The following is a 15,527-nucleotide window of genomic DNA, read 5'->3' as shown; positions in this document are numbered from 1 at the left end:
CCGGCTAAAAGGGTCAGGCAAAGTGGCAGGCGACCTGCTGTTCAGGGGCGACCTGCCGCGGTTGCGGGGTTTCTTCGGCGCAGCGCGGCTGCGCCATCGGGCAACGGGTGCGGAACGCACAGCCCGATGGGGGCGACAACGGGCTGGGGATTTCGCCTTTCAGGACCTCGACGGGCGTGCGCTGGCCCTGGCGCGCCGACGGCACGGCGGCCAGCAGGGCGCGGGTGTACGGGTGGGCGGGGCGGTCGAAGATGGCGTCACGGGTGCCGATCTCTACGATCTTGCCCAGGTACATCACCGCCACGCGGTGGCTGATGTGGCGCACCACGCTCAGGTCATGCGAGATGAACACGTAAGTCAGGCCCAGGTCGCGCTGCAGGTCCATCAGCAGGTTGATGACCTGCGCCTGGACCGAGACGTCCAGCGCCGACACCGGCTCGTCGCAGACGATCAGGCCCGGATCCAGCGCCAGGGCGCGGGCGATGACGATACGCTGGCGCTGTCCGCCCGAGAACTCGTGGGGATAGCGGTCGGCGGCGTCGGCGCGCAGGCTGACGCGGGCCAACAACTGCGCAACGCGTTCGTGGATGGCGGCGCGGCCATGGCCGAAATTGCGCAGCGGTTCGCCGATGATGTCGCGCACGCGCATCCGCGGGTTCATGGACGAAAACGGATCCTGGAAGATGAATTGCATGCGCTGGCGCATGGCGCGCAATTGGCCGCTGTTCATCTTCGCCAGGTCTTCGCCTTCAAGCAGGATGCGGCCTTCGGTGGGGTCGGTCAGGCGGATCAGGCATTTGCCGGTGGTGGACTTGCCACAACCGGATTCGCCGACCAGGCTCAGGGTCTGGCCGCGCGGAACGGATAGCGATATGCCGTCCACCGCACGCAGTACCTTGGCGCCGCGCCCGTTGTCCACGGGGAAGTGCTTCTTCAGGCCGATGACTTCCAGCATGGGCGCGGCGGCGGGCGCGGAGCGAGGGGGCGCCGCGGACGAGAGGGGGATATCGTGCAGGTTCATGGCGGACCTCAGGCGGTGAGGGCGGCGGGCGCCGGTTCGGATTGGCGGGCCCAGCACCAGACGCGGTGGCGGCTGCCGGCATCGATGGCGGGCGGCGCGTCTTCGGTGCAGCGCGCCAGCGCTTGCGGACAGCGGGCGGCGAAGGCGCAGCCGCGCGAGGCGGGCGTCATCACCGGCACGATGCCGGGCAGTTCAGCCAGCCGAGCCGTGTGGTCCTGGCCGTCGACGAAGTCGGGCAGCGAACGGATCAGCGCCTGCGTGTAGGGATGCTGCGGGCGGTCCAGCACGTCATCCACGCTGCCTTCCTCCACCTTGCGGCCGGCGTACATCACGATGACGCGCTGGCACATTTGCGCCACCACGCCCAGGTCGTGCGTGATCAGCACGATGGCCGTGCCCAGCCGGGCCTGGATGTCGCGCAGCAGATGCAGGATCTGAGCCTGGATGGTGACGTCCAGCGCGGTGGTGGGCTCGTCGGCGATCAGGACCTTGGGCTGGCACGCCAGCGCCATGGCGATCATGGCGCGCTGGCGCATGCCGCCGGACAGTTGATACGGGTATTCGCGCACGCGGCGGGCCGGGTCCGAGATCTGCACCAGCTCCAGCAGCTTTTCGGCCTGCGCCAGCGCGTCGCGGCGCGACAGGCCCTGGTGCAGCATGAGCGATTCGCTGATCTGCTTGCCCACCGTGATCACGGGGTTCAACGAGGTCATGGGCTCTTGGAAGATCATCGAGATCTGATTGCCGCGGATGGCGCGCATGGATTTTTCGGGCAGGGCCAAGAGGTCGCGCCCGTCGAACTCGATGCTGCCGCCCGCGACGCGCCCGGGGGCGCGCAGCAGCCGCATGATGGACAGGGACGTGACGCTCTTGCCACAGCCGGATTCGCCGACCAGGCCCAGCGTTTCGCCGGGCAGCAGCTCGAACGACAGCTTGTCCACGGCCACGACGGTGGTGTCGTCGCCGTCGAAACAGGTGGTGAGGTCGTGCACGCGCAAGACAGGGGTGGGTTGCATGGGCGCTCCTACAGCTTTTTGGCCAGACGGGGATCGAGCATGTCGCGCAGCCCGTCGCCCACCAGGTTGACGGCAAGCACCGCCACGCCCAGGAACAGCCCCGGGTACAGGATGATGTGGAACGCCACGGCCACGAAATTGCGGCCTTCGGCCATGATGTTCCCCCAACTGGGGATCTGGGGCGGAATGCCCACGCCCAGGAAACTCAGCACGGCTTCGGTCAGGATGGCGGAGGCGGCGATGAAGGTGGCTTGCACCATCAACGGGGCGAACAGATTGGGCAGGATATGGCGCAGCAGGATTGACGGCACGCGGGTGCCCACCGAGACGGCGGCTTCAATGTAAGGCTGCTCGCGGATGGTCAGCACCAGCGCCCGCACCAGGCGGACGACGCGTGGCACTTCGGGGACGACGATGGCGATGATCACGGTGCCCAGGCCGCCTTTCAGGGTGGCCATCAGGGCAATCGCCAGCAGCACGCCAGGGATGGCCATCAGCCCGTCCATGATGCGCATGATGAACGCATCGACCCGGCGGAAGTAGCCGGCCAGCATGCCCAGCATCACGCCGGCCACGGTGGACACGACTGCCACGACGATGCCGACCAGCAGCGATACGCGGGCGCCCCACACGGTGCGCGAGTAGACGTCGCGGCCCAGCGCGTCGGTGCCGAAGAAGTGTTCGGACGACGGCGGCTTCATGCGCGCCATCGGGTTGATGTCTTGCGGGTCGACCGTGGCCAGCCACGGGGCGGCCAGCGCAATCGCCGCCAGCACCAGCAGAATGGCGCTACCCACATACAGCATGGGATGGCGCCGCAGCGAGCGGACGGCGCGGCGCAGGCGCGGCCGCGGGACGGGAAGCGGCAGGGTGGTGGTGTTCATGCGTTGCCCTTCTCAGTAGCGGATGCGGGGATCGAAGAGCCGGTAGCTCAGGTCGACCAGCAGATTGATCAGCACGTAGATGCCCGAGGCCACCAGCAACACGCCCTGGATCACCGGATAGTCGTGACGCAGCACGGCGTCGATCGTCAGGCGGCCCAGGCCGGGAATCGCGAACACGGTTTCAGTGACCACGACCCCGCCGATCAGCAGGGCCACGCCCACGCCGATGGTGGTGACGATGGGGTTGGCGGCGTTCTTCAGCGCATGCCACACGATGGGGCCCGCGGACAAACCCTTGGCGCGCGCGGTGCGGATGTAGTCCTCGGACAAGGCTTCCAGCATGGTGGCGCGCGTCATGCGGGTCAGCAGCGCCATGTACACCAGGCCCAGCGACAAACAGGGCAGCACCAGATGGCGCAGGTAGGGCACAAGGCCGTCCGCCAGGGGCTTGTAGCCCTGCACCGGCAGCCATCCCAGCTTGATGGAAAAGCCGTAGACGAGGCAATAGCCGATCAGGAATACCGGCACCGAAAACGCGCAGACCGCGCCGATCATCACCAGCCGGTCCAGCCAGCGGCCAGCGTTCCACGCGGCCAGCACGCCCAGGGGCACGGCCGCCAGCACGGCGAACAGCATCGTGAACAGGGCGATGGACAACGTCGGCCCCATGCGTTGGGCGATCAGCTGCGACACCGGCATCTGGGACGACATCGAGGTGCCCAGGTCGCCCATCGCGATGTGGCTCACCCAGATGGCGAACTGCTGCGGCAGCGGCTTGTCCAGCCCCATGTTTTGCCGGATCTTCTCGACGTCGTCGGCGGTGGCGTTGTCGCCCGCCATCACCGCCGCCGGATCGCCCGGCGACAGGTGTATCAGCAGGAACACCACGACCGCGACGACGGCCATGACTGGAATGACGGCCGCGATGCGGCGCAGGATGTATTTCACGCTGGATTCCCCCTGGCTTGCGGCCGGGCGCGTGATGCGCCCGGCGTCTGCCTTACGGTTTCTCGATGTTCCACATCACCGGGATGCCGTTCTTGATCAGCTCGGTGTGCTTGAGGCCGCGCACGGCGAAGACGGGTTTGAATTCCCCCCACATGACGTAGGGCACGGTCTGATAGGCGCGCGCCTGCATTTGCGCGGCGATCTCCTTGCGCTTGGCGGCATCGGTCTCGCGGATCCAGCTGGTGCGCAGCGTGTCCAGTTCCTTGTCGCACGGCCAGCCCGGCAGACTGTTGCCGCAGGCGGCGGACAGCCACGGGTTGGTCACCGGCGTGCTGGCGTCGTAGTAACCGCCCCAGGTCAGGAAAATGTTCCAGCCGCCTTTTTCGGGCGGGTCCTTTTTCAGGCGGCGGCCGGCCAGTGACGCCCAGTCCATCGATTGCACGTCCACGTTGATGCCGGCCTTCTTCATGTTCTGGGCCAGCACCATCACGGCGGGCGCGCTCAGGTGGTCGGTGGGGTACAGCAGCACCACTTTCTCGCCCTTGTAGCCCGCTTCCTGCAGCAATTGCTTGGCGCGCGCCGGATCGGGTTTGGCATAGGGCGCGGCGCCCGCGTCGGTCGCCAGTGGTGAACCGCAGATGTACAGCGTGGCGCAGTAGTCGACGCGGTATTTCTCCGGGTAACCCATGGCCGACAGCATTTCCTTCTGGCTTACCAGGTGATAGAGCGCCTGGCGGGCCAGCGGGTTGTTGAACGGCGGGTGCAGCGCGTTGACGATGACCATGCCCTGGGACGCGACCGAGGTGCTAAGGGTGATGTCCGGGTTGGTTTCCACCACCGGCAGGAAGTCGGGCGTGATCTGTTCGATCATGTCGACCTCGCCGTTCATCAGCGCGGCCGTCGCCGTGTTGCCGTCGGGGATGTACAGCCACTCGACGCGGTCCACCTTCACATTCTTGCCGCCCGCCAGGCCGTCGGCCGGCTCGGCCCGGGGTACATAGGCCGGATTCTTCACGTAGACGACCTTGTTGCCGGGGACCCATTCATCGCGCTTGAACAGGAACGGACCCGATCCGACCATCTCGGTCACCTGCGTGTTCGGGTCCGTCATGGCCAGGCGCTTGGGCATGATGAACGGCGGCATGCCCGAGGGCTTGGACAGGGCGTCCAGCACCAGGCCGAAGGGCTCCTTCAGCGTCAGCGTGAAGGTGTTGTCGCCGGTGGCGGCGAATTCGGCGCCGGCCGCCATCATGGCCTGGCCCAGCGTGTCCTTCTTTGCCCAGCGTTGCAGCGACGCGATGCAGTCTTCTGCCTTTACCGGTGTGCCGTCGTTGAACTTCAGGCCCGGGCGCAAGGTGAAGGTCCAGGTCTTGCCGTCTTCGGAGGTGGTCCACGTGTCCACCATCTGTGGCTTGACCTGCCCCTTGCCGTCTTGCGAGAACAACGTGTCAAACACCATGTAGCCATGGTTGCGCGTGATGTAGGCCGTGTTGAACAGCGGGTCCAGCGTCTTCAGGTCCGCGTGCGGCACCATGCGCAGGGTCTTGGTCTGGGCGAGCGCGCCCGTGGCGGCGCTCATTGCCAGAAGCGCCGCGGCTCCCAGCAAGCTGAAACGTCTGATCATTGATTTCCCCTTATTCATTCTGGATGCCCGGGTGGGCGGCAATGGATGACGCCCTAGGCCTTGAACGGCCATTTGGGCAATTTGCGCTTGGTGAATGGCAGCGCGTTGACGTCCTGCGTGATGGCGCCCGGCGTTTCGACGTAGATGACCTGGCGGCCCACCTTCGAGTACGAGGCATAGAAGTGCTGCGACGACTTCACGATGATGAGTTTCATCGCCTGGAGGTCCACGCCGAATTGCGTGAAAAGGTCCGTGCCCATGGCCTGGGTGCGCGAGGTGTTCATGACGATCGTCACGCCCCGGGTGCGCACGACGGCGACGTCACCCAGCAGCGCGGGCGTGCCCGCCAGCCCCGTCATGACGGCGTCGCGCTTGAGCGCGAGGATTTCGCAGTCCAGGTCCAGTGGCTGGCCCGAGACGGGCGCGACCTTGCCGCCCACGCGCAGCGCGATCCGCGCGCCTTCGCCGGCTTCGAAGCAAAGCTGCACGGCGACCGGATCCCAAAACGGGCCCGTCGCAACGTCCGTGATGCCGCGCGCCAGCACGCGTTCCAGAATGAAGGTGGCGTCGCTGGGCGCGCCGCCGCCCGCGTTGTCGGCGGAGTCGGCCAGCACGACGGGGAATTCCTTCGCGGCCAAGGCCTGGTCCAGCGCCTCGTCCGCGCCGGGGTAGGGCGGCGCAAGCTGGTCGCGAAAACCGATGATCTCTTCGCCCAACGAGCGCGCCAAGGCGTCGGCCTGGCCTTGGTCGCCGTTGGTATAGACCAGGACTTTGGATCCCATGTCGGGCGTGTCGCCCCAGGGGAAGCCGTGGGCGATGGACACCGACAGCACGCCTTCCTTGCCCTCCATGGCCATCAGGCGGTCCACGAAGCTGCGCATGGGTTCGCGGCTGGTGTGCATGATCGAGATCATCTGACAGTCATAGACCGCGCGCGTGGGCGTGTTGCGGCCTTCGGCGCGGGCCACGCACAGGTCTACCAGGTCGTAGGCGCGGTCCAGGATGTCGGTATGCGGGTATTCCTTGAAACAGACCAGGAAGTCGGCGCTGTCCACCATGGCGTCGGTCAGGTGGCAGTGCGGATCCAGTTCGGCGCCGATGACGGTGTCCGGGCCGACGATTTCACGGGCGCGGCGAAGCAGGTCGCCTTCGCAATCGTCGTAGCCGTCGGCCACCATGGCGCCATGCAGGCCGAACAGGGCGATATCCACCTGGCCGGCGCGGCGCAGGTCTTCAAGCAGTTCGTCGCGCAGGGTTTCGTAGGCGTGGCGGGTGGTGATGCCGGCCGGCGTGGCGCCGGCCGTCATGCCTTCGATCAGCGTCCAGTTCTTGCCCACCGCGCGTTGACGCGCCGCCCACAGCGGCCCCGAGAACATCTGCATGCGATCGGGATGCTGGCCGGCGGGGTAATAGCCGCGGGCGCGGTAGGCGGACAGGCCCGTCGGGATGGGGGAAAAAGTGTTTGTTTCGGTCGCCAGGGACCCGGAAAAGATCTTCATGGATGACGCTCCGCGCAAAAAGGGGTTAAGGCCTGCAGGCAGGCCCTAGGGGCGCGGGCATCGTGGCGCGCGCAGTGGGTGACGCCTTGCCAGGCGGCGGGCCTGGCGTTGTCTTGCCAGCAAACGGATACGGCTCAGGCCGCCTGCGCGGGTGCTTGCGTCCCGCCCAGCCAGGCCTGCACTTCAATCTCTACGTCCACGTCCATCGCCAGCCTGGCCTCGACGGTCGACCGCGAAGGGAAGTCCGATGCGAAATGGCTGCGATAGGCCTCGTTGAACTGCGCGAACAGCGTCAGGTCCGACAGCCACACCGTTACGCGCACCACGTCTTTCAGGGTGGCGTCCGACAGCGCCAGCGTTTCCTTGATGCGTTCGATGGCGGCATGGGTCTGGGCGGCGATATCGCCGCGCACGACCTGTCCGCTGGCATCCATCGGGATCTGGCCCGACAGGAAAAGGAAGTCGCCTGCCTGGGTGGCGCGCGAAAACGGCAGGGGCAGGGTGCTGGGATAACGAATGATGGCGGTCATGGCGGGTTCTGGTTCCGGAGGAAAGTCAGCGCAAGCGCTCGGGGCGAACGGCATCGGCATCGACGCCATGCGCGTGCAGGTGGGCAGGCACGGGCTGGTGCGTCAGCAACGCCGCGGCCAGTTCGGACGTGGCGGCGGCGGTCTGGATGCCGTAGCCGCCTTGCGCCGCCAGCCAGAAGAAGGCGGGCGCGCCGGCGTCCCAGCCCACCACGAAGTCGCCATCGCGCACGAACGAGCGCAAGCCGGCCCAGGTGTGCTTGGGGCGGCGGATGGTGAGCGACGTGGCCGTTTCGATGCGGTAGATGCCGGTTGCCACGTCTAGCTCTTCGGGCACGACGTCATGCGCGGCCACGGGGTCGGCGTTGGCGGGCGACCCCAGCAATTGGCCGGCATCGGGCTTGAAGTAATAGCTTTCGTCCACGCCCACCACGGCGGGCCAGTGGGAAAAATCGGTGTCTTGCGGGCCGGGGAAGGTGAAAGCCGTGCGGCGGCAGGGCTGCAAGCCAATGGGGGCGGCGCCGCACAGGGCCGCGGCGTGGTCCGCCCAGGCGCCGGCGGCGTTGACCAGCACCCGCGCCCGGATGGCGCGTCCGTCCGCCAGCGCCAGCGTCCATGCCTCGTCGGCGTAAGCGGCGGACACCACTTCCGCGTTGTTGTGCAGCACCGCGCCTTGGCGGCTCATGCCGCGCAGGAAACCCTGGTGCAGCGCGTGCACGTCGATGTCGCGGGCATCGGGCTCTTCGATCGCGCCGCAGAGCTGGTCGCCGCGCAGGCATGGCACGCGCGCCATGGCCTGTTCGGCGTCGATCAGCGTCACATTGGGTGATTGGCGGTGGAAGTCCTGGAAAACCTCTTGCAGCAGGTCCTTCTGTTCCGGCGTGGCGATGTACAGCACGCCGCGCGGGCTAAGCAGGGGATGTTCGCTGAAGCCCGGCGGCGGCTGCTCGTAGAAGGCACGGCTGGCGCGGGTCAGCGCCTTGATCTGCGTCGTGCCGTAGGTTTCCATGAACATGGCCGCGGAACGGCCGGTGGAGTGGTAGCCGGGTTGGGATTCACGCTCCAGCACCGCCACGGACGCCGTGGCGCTCAGGCGGTAGGCCACGGATGCGCCGGCGATGCCAGCGCCGACCACGGCAAAATCGTATAGGGGTTCTGCAGTCATATTTGTCGGAAGCGAGAATTCTCTTATTTGATAATTCTCGAATACGATAGTTTTTTGACGGCGGACGGGTAATAGGGGAATGCCCTGATGGCGGGGCTATGTCAGGTGATGGCCGAAGGCCACGATCGACGCGGCGAAGGTGGCTGCGCCGACGGCGGCCAGCCAATAGGCACGCCTGGCCGCATGGGCATGGCTTCGGCCCAGGGCGATCAACAGCGCGATCAGTGACCACAATCCGGTGAATGCCAGCAGGCCCAGCGTATAGACCCAATTCGACAGGTCGTAGCCGCCACCGCCGATGGAGGGGTGGCCCGAGGTTTTCGGCCACAGCAAGGCGATCAACGTACCGGCGACCAATGCGAACACGGCCAGCCAGATCAGGAATCCGCGGTCTTTCAACATGGTGTCGATCCTGTGTCGATTCAAACGTGGGGCCGTCGGCCTCAGTCCTCCAGATAGTGCTCGCGCAAGGCGTCCACGTCCACGTTCAGCACGTCGCGCAGATAGCGGTCCATGCCGCCGAACGCCTGATCGATCGCGTGCATCGATGCGTCCAGGTAGGCGGGCGCGACTTCCAGCAGCGGCATCATCACGTCGTCGCGCACGCCGCGTTCCGCGGACTTGGCCAGGATCTCCTGGAAGAACCGCGCGTTCCAATGGTTCGATTCAAGGTAGTTCGCCACGATGTCGTCCTGCGAGACGCCCAGCGCCGACAACAGCAGCAACGAGGCAAAGCCGGTGCGGTCCTTGCCGGCGGTGCAGTGGAACAGCAGCGTCTTGCCGCTGGCCGCCGTTTGCAGAAAGCTGCCGAACGGCGCCTGGTAGCGGGCAGGGAAGTCGCGGTAGATCTCCACCATCATCGCGCTGACGGCCGCTTGCGTGCTTTCTCGTAGCTTGGGCAACAGCACGGCCATCGCCATGTTTCCATCCAGCACGGGGGACGCGATCCATGTAAAGCGTTGTCCGAAGTGCGCTTCATCCTGCGCTTTTTCCGTGTCGGCGCGGAAATCGATGACGGCTTCCAGCCCCAGGCCACTCAGGAATTCGATATCCGCAGCGCTGGCGCGCCCCGGACTGCCGCTGCGAAAGAGCTTGCCTTCGCGCAGCCGCCGGCCATTCGCCCCTGTCAGGCCGCCCAGGTCGCGGGCGTTGTGCACGCTGTCCAGCGCCAGGCGGCGTCGGCCGTTGGCAGGCGGCGTCTCGGCAGGATTCGAACGGGACATGGGGCGGGTTCCTTGGTCTGAGGGCGTGTCGAAGATCGTATCACCGTGGCCCGTCTGCCTCTTGCGGCCCGCCGCAAGCGCTACCCGAGCTTGCCCAGCAAGCCGATCAATCGGCGCTTGTCCGCCGCGCTTAATTGCGTGCTGATGCGCGCGTCGTGGACTTTGACGGCCAGGGTGATTTCGGCCAGCGCTTTTTCGCCCGCATGCGTCATCGCCAGCGAATACGCGCGCTTGTCGTGCTGGGCCTCCTGCCGTTCGACATAGCCCAATTCCTGCAGTTGGTTGACGATCTGCACGGCGCCCGATCGCGCAATGCCCAGAATCCGGGCCAGGTCGGTGAGCTTCAGGTTGGCGTTGGCCGCGATCAGCGTCAGCGACGAAAAGCGCTGCGGTGTGATGTCCCACGGCGCGAGCGCATTCAGGAAGTCTTCGTAGATGACGATCTGGGCGCGCCGGATGGCGTAGCCGACCAGGTCGTCCAATGCGCCGTACCGGATGCCGGGCACATGCGGATCGAAATGCTCGCCACGGGCGGCGGGGCGCCGGGGGCGTTGGGATGCGGCTCTGGACATGGGCGGGATTGCGTTCTTGGGGCCATCTTGTAAGAAGGCCTCAACACTAATGCACCCGTTGCCGGCGCGCCAGCGCATTACGGGAAATCCCCGGGGTGCGGAAAGCAGCTGGATTTTGTTATGTTGCATAACAAATAAAACCAGGAGCAGACATGCAAATCGTCATTGCCGGCGCCGGTATCGGCGGGCTGACGCTCGCCTTGATGCTGCATCGGCGCGGCATCGATTGCCGCGTCTATGAAAGCGCGCAGGAACTTAAGGCCCTGGGCGTGGGCATCAACCTGCTGCCGCATGCGGTCAGCGAACTTGAACCGTTGGGACTGATGCCGGGTCTGGCCGAGCGCGCCATCGAGACCTCGCAACTGCACTACTACAACAAGTTCGGGCAGCCGATCTGGCGTGAGCCGCGCGGCCGGGACGCGGGGTATCCGCTGCCGCAGTTTTCAGTGCATCGGGGCGAATTCCAGATGCTGTTGGTGCAAGCGGTGCGCGAACGGCTGGGCGACGACGCCATCGTCACGGGCAGCGTGCTGGAATCCGCCGAGCAGGATGCCTTCGGCGTGGTGGCGAACTTCCGGCGCAGGCAGGACGGGGCGACGCAGAGCGTGCGCGCGGACATTCTGGTGGGCGCGGACGGCATCCATTCGGCGCTGCGCCGTCAAATGCATCCTGCCGGTGACGAGCCGCGCTTTTCCGGCCGCATGCTGTGGCGCGCCGTGACCGAAGCGCCGCCGTATCTGGATGGCCGCAGCATGTTCATGGCGGGACACCAGGACCAGAAATTCGTCTGTTATCCGATTTCGGAGCCGCTGCGCCGCCAGGGGCGGTCGCTGATCAACTGGATCGCCGAACTCTCCGTGCCCGGCGCCGAGCTGCCCGCCACCGACTGGAACCGGCAGGTGGACAAAGCGGTGTTCGCGGACCGTTTCGCCAATTGGCGCTGGGACTGGATCGATATCCCCGCCATCATCGACGGCGCGCAAGCCATCTATGAGTTCCCGCTGGTGGACCGCGATCCCTTGCCGCGCTGGACGCGGGGGCGCATGACCCTGCTGGGCGATGCCGCGCACCCCATGTACCCCATCGGATCGAACGGGTCGGCGCAGGCCATCCTGGATGCGCGCTGCCTGTCGGATTGGCTGGCGCAAGCCGCGACCGGTGCGGTGCGTTCGCCCGAGATCGCCTTGCTGGAATACGAGGCCGAGCGCCTGCCCCGCACGGCAGGCATCGTCCTGCGCAACCGCTTGAATGGGCCTGAGCAAGTCATGCAGATGGCCGAAGAGCGCGCGCCCGGCGGGTTTGCCGACATCGGCGACGTGATCGCGCCGCAGGAGTTGGAGGCGGTATCGTTGCGCTACAAACAACTCGCGGGATTCGATCCCGCCACCGTCCGCAAGAGCCGGGGGGAAGCACCATGACCGACAATACCGGCGCCCTGGCGCAACCCTTGACCGACCCCTTGGCGCCGCGCCTTGAGCACGTGGCGACCGTGGTGGTGGAAGTGGGCGCGCCGCAAGAGGTCGGCGATACGCCGCAAGGCTGTCGCCGCGTCATCCCGATCACGGGCGGCACCGTGGAGGGCCCGCGCCTTCGCGGCAAAGTCCTGCCGGGCGGCGCCGATTTCCAGGTGATCCGTTCGGCGACCTACACCGACATCCATGCGCGCTACGTCATCGAAACCCCTGACGGCGAACGCATCTATGTCGAAAACACCGGCATCCGCACGGGCCACGCCGACGATATCGCCCGGTTGGTGCGCGGCGAAGCCGTGGACCCCGCGCGCATCTATTTCCGCAGCTATCCGCGCTTTGAAACCGCGTCGCCGGCCCTGGGCTGGATGAACGAAAGCCTGTTCGTCGGCACGGGCGCGCGCTACCCCGACCGGGTGGAATTGCGCTTCTACCGCATCTGCTGAACCCGCGGCGCCCGCCACGGCACAAATACCAAAACCACCCGGAGACAACCATGACATCGACGCTGCGCCGCCTGCTGGGCGGTTTCCTGCTGTGCCTGCCGATCGCGGCGATGGCGCAGTTCCCCAACGGCCCCGTGCGTCTGAACGTAGGCTTTCCGCCGGGAACGGGGCCCGACATCGTGGCGCGCACGCTGTCGCAGCACATGGGGCCGCTGCTGGGTGAAAGCGTGGTGGTGGAAAACAAGGTGGGCGCGGGCGGGCAGATTGCCGCGCAGGCCGTGGCGCGCAGCCCGGCGGATGGACAGACCCTGTTGTTGGGCGAGGTCGGCTCCATCAGCATTTCCCCGGCCACCTACCGCAACCTGAATTACGATCCGCCACGCGATTTCGCGCCGATCTCCGAAGTGGTGCGCGCCGATTTTGTGCTGGTGGTGCCGGCCGGTTCGCCGTACCAGGATCTGGCGGCGTTCATCGATGGCGCCAGGAAGGCGGCCGACCGCCTCAACTTCGCGACTTTCGGCGCGGGCACGCCCGGGCATTTCGGGGCCGAACTGTTCGCCCGCGAAGCCGCCATGAAAATCGAGGCCATCCACTATCGTTCCACGGGCGATGCGGTGTCGGGCCTGGTGTCCGGAGCGGTCCAGGCCGCGTTCGTAACGACGGCGCTGGCGGTGCCGCAGGTGCAGGGCGGCAAGCTGCGCGCGTTGGCGATCACCGGCGCACAGCGTTCGCCCGCCTTGGCGGCCGTGCCGACCTTTGCCGAGCGCGGCCTGCCCGCCGTCAATTTCGGCGCGTGGTTCGCCCTGTTCGCGCCGGCCGGTACGCCGGACGCGGTGCTGAACCGCTTGCAGAAGGACAGCGCCCAGGCCTTGCGCCAGCCCGCGGCGGTGCGCAGTTTGGCAGACGCCGGTTTCGTGGTGGTCGGGTCGGACCGGGCAACGCTGCAAACCTTGTTGTCGTCGGAATCCAGGCGCTGGGCCGAGGTCGTGAAAGCGACCGGATTCCGGGCGGATTGATACGTGCTCAGCGGGAACACTAGCGCCGTCGTTCGCGTTATTCAGCCGATTGGGTTCATGAATGGAACAGTTTGTTCCGGCCAGAAAACCCGGAATTCGGTCCTGGAAGGGTGTTCTCGTCATGGGCGGGCCAGTAGAATCGCCTCGCATACCACCCCTCTATCTACTGGTCGAAAGGTTATAGTCTTATGAGCAACGCATATCTCGACGCCCTCAAGAAGCGCCGCACCCAATATTCGCTGGGCCGCAACCTGTCGGCCTCTAAAGAGCAGCTGGCGACGTTGATCCAGGACGCGATCAAGCACAGCCCTTCGTCGTTCAATTCGCAAAGCTCGCGCGCCGTGATCCTGTTCGGCGCTGAAAGCGTCAAGCTGTGGGATCTGGCAATCGAAGCCGTGCGCAAGGTTGCGCCCGCCGAAGGCTTCGACAAGACCGAAGCCAAGCTCAAGAGCTTTGCCGCCGGCGTGGGCACGGTGCTGTTCTTCGAAGACCAGGACGTGGTTCGCAGCCTGCAGGAAAAATTCGCCCTGTACGCCGACAACTTCCCGGTGTGGTCGGAACAGGCGGGCGGCATGGCCCAACTGTCGGTCTGGACCGCGCTGGCCAACGCCGACGTCGGCGCCAGCCTGCAACACTACAACCCGCTGATCGACGGCATCGTCGCAAGCGAATGGAAGCTCCCGGCGTCGTGGAAACTGCGCGCGCAAATGCCGTTCGGCTCGAACGAGAACGGCTTCGGCGACAAGGGCTTCATGGACGACGCCGAGCGCTTCCGCGTCATCGGCTGACCCAAACATCCGGACGCCGGACAGCGTTCGGATAACCGCAGGTTTCAAACCCGCACCTCCCGCCAGGGGAGTGCGGGTTTTCAACTTTTTACGGGATGCGACCAAGCGCCCGCGACGGCGAATCCGTCGATAAGCGCGGTGCATAATGGCGGTTGGCGGGCCCAGGCCCGTACCCGAGCTGGGCCACAAACGCCGTATAAGAAAAAAACGCGCGCGATTCGAGGAGATTGCCGTTGGACCCGATACTCGCCGGACTGTCGAATTCCCTGCCGCAAGCCAGGTCCATCGAACAATTGACCCGGCCGCTGCTTGATATGCTGGGCAGCGTGACGGGACTGGAATCCACGTACCTGACTTCCATCGATCTGAAAGCCGACGTGCAGCACGTGCGCTTTGCACGCAACGCGGGCGAGCTGCAGATTCCCGAAGGCTTGTCGGTCCCGTGGTCGGACACCTTGTGCAAGCGCGCGCTGGACGAAGGCCGCATGTGCACCAGCGATGTGTCCCGTTCCTGGCCCGATTCAGAGGCCGCCCGCCAATTGGGCATCCAGACCTATGTCAGCGCGCCGGTGCGCACGGACGACGGCATATTGCTGGGCACGCTGTGCGCGGCCAGTGCCAAGCCGCATCAGATCACTCCCCAGGCCGAGGTTGTGTTGAAGCTGTTTTCCAACGTGATCGCCAACTTCCTGCAGCGCGAGTTGCTGATGGAACAGCTGCATGCCGCCAACGTGCGCCTGATGTCGTACGCGTTGACCGATCCGCTGACCGGCCTGCCAAACCGCCGCGCGCTGTACGAGGAACTGGAACGCCTGGAAAGGCGCGCGATGCGCGAGGGCGGCAGTGTGCTGGTAGGGTTGGTCGATCTGGACGGATTCAAGGGCATCAACGACACCTACGGGCATCAGCAGGGCGACGTGTTCCTGCAGGAGGTCTCGCGCCGGTTGGCCAGCACGTTGCGCTCATCGGACATGCTGGGGCGTATTGGCGGGGATGAGTTCGTGCTGGTCGGGCCCGGCCCGGCCATCGAACGTGGCAATGCCGGCCCCGGGGGCGAAGCGCTACGCGGCGAGGCCGAAGATGCCGCCCGGTCGCTGGAGGAACGCGCCACGGCGGCCACGATCGGCCGCTATCAACTGGGCGATGCCGTGGTGCCCTACGAAGGCGCGAGCGTCGGCGTGGTGGCGGTGGACCCGCGCGGACTGGACGCCGAAGCGGCCGTTCGCCTTGCCGACGCGCGCATGTACGAGATCAAGCGGGCGCGCAAAGCGGCGCGCACGATCCATTGAACGCAGCGGCGGACGCCGCTATGTTCGTAGCGATAACCCC

The 15,527-nt window shown here is 66.2% G+C and carries 16 protein-coding genes; 5 read left to right on the top strand and 11 right to left on the bottom strand.

Features of this window, described 5'->3' with window-relative positions:
• Positions 1-13 precede the first annotated feature (13 nt).
• The 11 genes from CQ050_RS02440 to CQ050_RS02390 form a co-directional block, all read right to left on the bottom strand.
• Positions 14-1,021 (bottom strand): ABC transporter ATP-binding protein, encoded by a 1,008-nt coding sequence (locus CQ050_RS02440; RefSeq protein ID WP_105555235.1) that lies wholly within the window; start codon positions 1,019-1,021, stop codon positions 14-16.
• 8 nt (positions 1,022-1,029) lie between these two features.
• A complete protein-coding gene (locus CQ050_RS02435) occupies positions 1,030-2,037 on the bottom strand; it encodes an ABC transporter ATP-binding protein (protein WP_105555234.1) in 1,008 nt (335 codons plus the stop codon).
• A gap of 8 nt (positions 2,038-2,045) precedes the next feature.
• Complete coding sequence (locus CQ050_RS02430) at positions 2,046-2,921, bottom strand: ABC transporter permease (RefSeq protein ID WP_105555233.1); 876 nt, start codon at positions 2,919-2,921, stop codon at positions 2,046-2,048.
• A 12-nt stretch (positions 2,922-2,933) separates the two neighbouring features.
• On the bottom strand, positions 2,934-3,869 hold the full coding sequence (locus tag CQ050_RS02425; RefSeq protein WP_105555232.1) for an ABC transporter permease: 936 nt from the start codon (positions 3,867-3,869) through the stop codon (positions 2,934-2,936).
• 52 nt (positions 3,870-3,921) lie between these two features.
• A complete protein-coding gene (locus CQ050_RS02420; protein ID WP_105555231.1) occupies positions 3,922-5,493 on the bottom strand; it encodes an ABC transporter substrate-binding protein in 1,572 nt (523 codons plus the stop codon).
• A 53-nt stretch (positions 5,494-5,546) separates the two neighbouring features.
• Positions 5,547-6,992, bottom strand: a complete 1,446-nt coding sequence (locus CQ050_RS02415; RefSeq protein ID WP_105555230.1) for a M81 family metallopeptidase — start codon at positions 6,990-6,992, stop codon at positions 5,547-5,549.
• Positions 6,993-7,126: 134 nt separating this feature from the next.
• The gene (locus CQ050_RS02410) at positions 7,127-7,522 is read right to left on the bottom strand and encodes a RidA family protein (RefSeq protein ID WP_105555229.1); all 396 of its coding nucleotides are present in this window, start codon (positions 7,520-7,522) and stop codon (positions 7,127-7,129) included.
• A gap of 25 nt (positions 7,523-7,547) precedes the next feature.
• Complete coding sequence (locus CQ050_RS02405) at positions 7,548-8,684, bottom strand: FAD-binding oxidoreductase (protein ID WP_105555228.1); 1,137 nt, start codon at positions 8,682-8,684, stop codon at positions 7,548-7,550.
• 96 nt (positions 8,685-8,780) lie between these two features.
• Positions 8,781-9,086: a hypothetical protein gene (locus CQ050_RS02400; RefSeq protein ID WP_105555227.1), complete on the bottom strand. Its 306-nt coding sequence runs from the start codon at positions 9,084-9,086 to the stop codon at positions 8,781-8,783.
• Between the two features lie 41 nt (positions 9,087-9,127).
• Entirely contained in the window at positions 9,128-9,907 is a 780-nt protein-coding gene (locus tag CQ050_RS02395; RefSeq protein ID WP_105555226.1) for a tyrosine-protein phosphatase, read from the bottom strand.
• 80 nt (positions 9,908-9,987) lie between these two features.
• Complete coding sequence (locus tag CQ050_RS02390; protein WP_105555225.1) at positions 9,988-10,479, bottom strand: MarR family winged helix-turn-helix transcriptional regulator; 492 nt, start codon at positions 10,477-10,479, stop codon at positions 9,988-9,990.
• Between the two features lie 152 nt (positions 10,480-10,631).
• On the opposite strand from CQ050_RS02390, the gene CQ050_RS02385 reads away from it, so the two are divergent.
• From CQ050_RS02385 to CQ050_RS02365, 5 genes are all read left to right on the top strand, one after another.
• Complete coding sequence (locus CQ050_RS02385; protein WP_105555224.1) at positions 10,632-11,897, top strand: flavin-dependent oxidoreductase; 1,266 nt, start codon at positions 10,632-10,634, stop codon at positions 11,895-11,897.
• Positions 11,894-12,394, top strand: coding sequence for a DUF3237 domain-containing protein (locus CQ050_RS02380; RefSeq protein WP_105555223.1), 501 nt, complete (start codon positions 11,894-11,896; stop codon positions 12,392-12,394). Before CQ050_RS02385 ends, CQ050_RS02380 begins: the two co-directional genes overlap by 4 nt.
• Positions 12,395-12,444: 50 nt before the next feature.
• A complete protein-coding gene (locus CQ050_RS02375; RefSeq protein ID WP_105555222.1) occupies positions 12,445-13,410 on the top strand; it encodes a tripartite tricarboxylate transporter substrate binding protein in 966 nt (321 codons plus the stop codon).
• Positions 13,411-13,598: 188 nt separating this feature from the next.
• On the top strand, positions 13,599-14,198 hold the full coding sequence (locus CQ050_RS02370; RefSeq protein WP_105555221.1) for a nitroreductase family protein: 600 nt from the start codon (positions 13,599-13,601) through the stop codon (positions 14,196-14,198).
• Between the two features lie 233 nt (positions 14,199-14,431).
• Positions 14,432-15,487 carry a sensor domain-containing diguanylate cyclase gene (locus CQ050_RS02365; protein WP_105555220.1) on the top strand — a complete coding sequence of 352 codons (1,056 nt, stop codon included), beginning with the start codon at positions 14,432-14,434 and terminating at the stop codon, positions 15,485-15,487.
• The last annotated feature ends 40 nt before the right edge of the window (positions 15,488-15,527 follow it).

It is taken from the genome of Achromobacter sp. MYb9 (genome assembly GCF_002975275.1).
Lineage (GTDB): Bacteria > Pseudomonadota > Gammaproteobacteria > Burkholderiales > Burkholderiaceae_B > Achromobacter.
Note: the sequence above shows the minus strand (reverse complement) of the source record. Positions and strands in the feature narration are given on the sequence as shown.

Bases quoted from the DNA above. Each gene is read 5' to 3' on its own strand.
- CQ050_RS02440 (WP_105555235.1), bottom strand. From the start codon at position 1,021: ATGAACCTGCACGATATCCCCCTCTCGTCCGCGGCGCCCCCTCGCTCC.
- CQ050_RS02435 (WP_105555234.1), bottom strand. From the start codon at position 2,037: ATGCAACCCACCCCTGTCTTGCGCGTGCACGACCTCACCACCTGTTTC.
- CQ050_RS02430 (WP_105555233.1), bottom strand. From the start codon at position 2,921: ATGAACACCACCACCCTGCCGCTTCCCGTCCCGCGGCCGCGCCTGCGC.
- CQ050_RS02420 (WP_105555231.1), bottom strand. From the start codon at position 5,493: ATGATCAGACGTTTCAGCTTGCTGGGAGCCGCGGCGCTTCTGGCAATG.
- CQ050_RS02415 (WP_105555230.1), bottom strand. From the start codon at position 6,992: ATGAAGATCTTTTCCGGGTCCCTGGCGACCGAAACAAACACTTTTTCC.
- CQ050_RS02410 (WP_105555229.1), bottom strand. From the start codon at position 7,522: ATGACCGCCATCATTCGTTATCCCAGCACCCTGCCCCTGCCGTTTTCG.
- CQ050_RS02405 (WP_105555228.1), bottom strand. From the start codon at position 8,684: ATGACTGCAGAACCCCTATACGATTTTGCCGTGGTCGGCGCTGGCATC.
- CQ050_RS02400 (WP_105555227.1), bottom strand. From the start codon at position 9,086: ATGTTGAAAGACCGCGGATTCCTGATCTGGCTGGCCGTGTTCGCATTG.
- CQ050_RS02395 (WP_105555226.1), bottom strand. From the start codon at position 9,907: ATGTCCCGTTCGAATCCTGCCGAGACGCCGCCTGCCAACGGCCGACGC.
- CQ050_RS02390 (WP_105555225.1), bottom strand. From the start codon at position 10,479: ATGTCCAGAGCCGCATCCCAACGCCCCCGGCGCCCCGCCGCCCGTGGC.
- CQ050_RS02385 (WP_105555224.1), top strand. From the start codon at position 10,632: ATGCAAATCGTCATTGCCGGCGCCGGTATCGGCGGGCTGACGCTCGCC.
- CQ050_RS02380 (WP_105555223.1), top strand. From the start codon at position 11,894: ATGACCGACAATACCGGCGCCCTGGCGCAACCCTTGACCGACCCCTTG.
- CQ050_RS02375 (WP_105555222.1), top strand. From the start codon at position 12,445: ATGACATCGACGCTGCGCCGCCTGCTGGGCGGTTTCCTGCTGTGCCTG.
- CQ050_RS02370 (WP_105555221.1), top strand. From the start codon at position 13,599: ATGAGCAACGCATATCTCGACGCCCTCAAGAAGCGCCGCACCCAATAT.